This is a genomic window from Streptomyces phaeochromogenes (assembly GCF_001418655.1).
In the GTDB taxonomy this organism is placed as follows: Bacteria; Actinomycetota; Actinomycetes; order Streptomycetales; family Streptomycetaceae; genus Streptomyces; species Streptomyces phaeochromogenes.
On the sequence record NZ_LIQZ01000637.1, the window covers coordinates 1 to 1907 of the forward strand.

General features: G+C 69.3%; 2 protein-coding genes. Both read left to right on the top strand.

The window, feature by feature from the left end; translation table 11 throughout:
- Positions 1-215 precede the first annotated feature (215 nt).
- Entirely contained in the window at positions 216-827 is a 612-nt protein-coding gene (locus AOK17_RS47015; protein ID WP_055618751.1) for a dihydrofolate reductase family protein, read from the top strand.
- A 165-nt stretch (positions 828-992) separates the two neighbouring features.
- The gene (locus AOK17_RS47020) at positions 993-1733 is read left to right on the top strand and encodes a DUF1963 domain-containing protein (RefSeq protein ID WP_079053692.1); all 741 of its coding nucleotides are present in this window, start codon (positions 993-995) and stop codon (positions 1731-1733) included.
- The last annotated feature ends 174 nt before the right edge of the window (positions 1734-1907 follow it).

Genomic DNA, 1907 nt, shown 5'->3' on the forward strand with positions numbered 1-1907 from the left:
GGCGGACCTCGTCGGTCTGGTCGAACAGTGAACCCTGGAGGTGCGTGGACATGCTTCCAGAGTACCCACATATTCGAATGTGTGTGCTATCCAGGTTCGTGGCCGGGCTGTGTGAGGGTGTCTCGCGCTGTGACTTTCGGAAGCCTGTCGAATGCGCCGGGTCCCGATCGACGTAAGGGTGAAGGCAGCACCTCCAGGACTCAGGAGCACGCATCGTGACCGTAACCGCGGATATGGCCATCTCCCTCGACGGCTTCATCGCCGGTGCCAACGTCGCCATCGACAACCCGGGAGGCGACGACGCCGAGCCGCTCTTCGAGTGGATCCACAACCTGGCGAGCTGGCGGGAGCGCCAGGGCATGACCGGCGGGGAGGAGAACCGCGACTCCGAGCTGATGCGCGAGTGGTTCGACGCGACCGGCGCGGTGGTCATGGGCCGGATGATGTACGACACCGGCGAGGAGTTCTGGGGCGACAACCCACCGTTCCGGGCCCCGGTCCTCGTCCTCACCCACCGGCCCAGGCCGACCCTCGTCAAAGAGGGCGGGACCAGCTTCACCTTCGTCACCGACGGCATCCACAGCGCGCTCGACCGGGCGAAGGCAGCCGCGGGTGACCGGAACGTCGACATCGCGGGCGGGGCGAGCACCGTGCAGCAGTACCTGAAGGAGGGGCTCATCGACGAACTGCAACTGCATGTGGTGCCCGCGCTCCTCGGAGAGGGACTGCGGCTCTTCGAGGGACTGGGCGCCGGGCGGCGCCTCGAACCCGTCAGCGTGGTCGGCACGCCACTGGCCACGCACCTGAAGTACCGCTTCGCGAAGTGACCGGAATGACGTGAGCGACCGGGCTTCGTGCCGACGCCCGGCGACCGACCCCAACACCCCGCCGGTGTCGGCCCGTTCGGTCGGAATCGGCGTCGGCTTTCGGGGCCCGCGACCGGTTCGATTCATCCCGGAAGAGGGCGTGAGCGGCGCTGGCATACTCTGCGAATGACATCGATGGATCCGTTCCGCGACGAAGCCCGCAGTCGTGGTTTACCCGAGGACGAGGTCGAGCGATGGCTCGCCACCGACCGTCGCAGCGCGATGCTGGGCCTCGCCGGTGAGGCACCGCCCGACGGCCCGCTCGCCGGACGGCTCGGCGGGTTGCCGCCGATGCCCGACGGCGAGCCCGTTCCGGACCTGCCGTTCCTCGCCTCGGTCGACCTCGCGGCCGTCCCGCCGGGCGCGACGGACCTCCCGCTGCCCGAGGACGGCACGTTGCTGTTCTTCGCGGACACGGAAGACCCCTGGAGCGACGACGACTGGCACCGGCTCGTCTACGTTCCGGTCGGCACGCCCGTCTCCGAACGCGCTTCGGCCTGCGAGTGGCTGCCGGAGGTCCTCCCGGCCCGGGACCTGCATCTGACGCTCAAGCCCTCGCTGCCCAACCGCGGTTCGGACACCGAGGAGTTCCCGCACGGCAGCGAACTGGGCTCCGTGTGGTGGAAGACCTGCGGGGAGATGACGACGGACGGGCCTGTGCAGATAGGTGGCTTCCCCTGGGTCTGGAACGCGGATCCCGTCACCGATCACGACCACGGCCCGGGCGACTGGGTGCTGCTCGCGGAGGTCGGGGGCGAGGGCGTGACCGAGGGTGAACTGGGCGTCGTCCACTGGGTGATTCGCCGGGACGACCTGGCCGGCCGCCACTTCGACCGGGCCCGGGCCCACTTCGACATGGTCGGCTGACGCAGTCTCGGGCGATGTGCGTTGCCCCGGCTTGCAGAGCTTCAAGTGGCTTTCCCGCGTACTGGAATTGAGGGGCTCAGAGGCGCACGGAACGGGGTCGTACGCGGCTTCAGTGGGCCCTCGGGAGCGTTCTGGGCGCGGTGCGCGGGCCCTGAGTCGACCGCTACCGGGCGG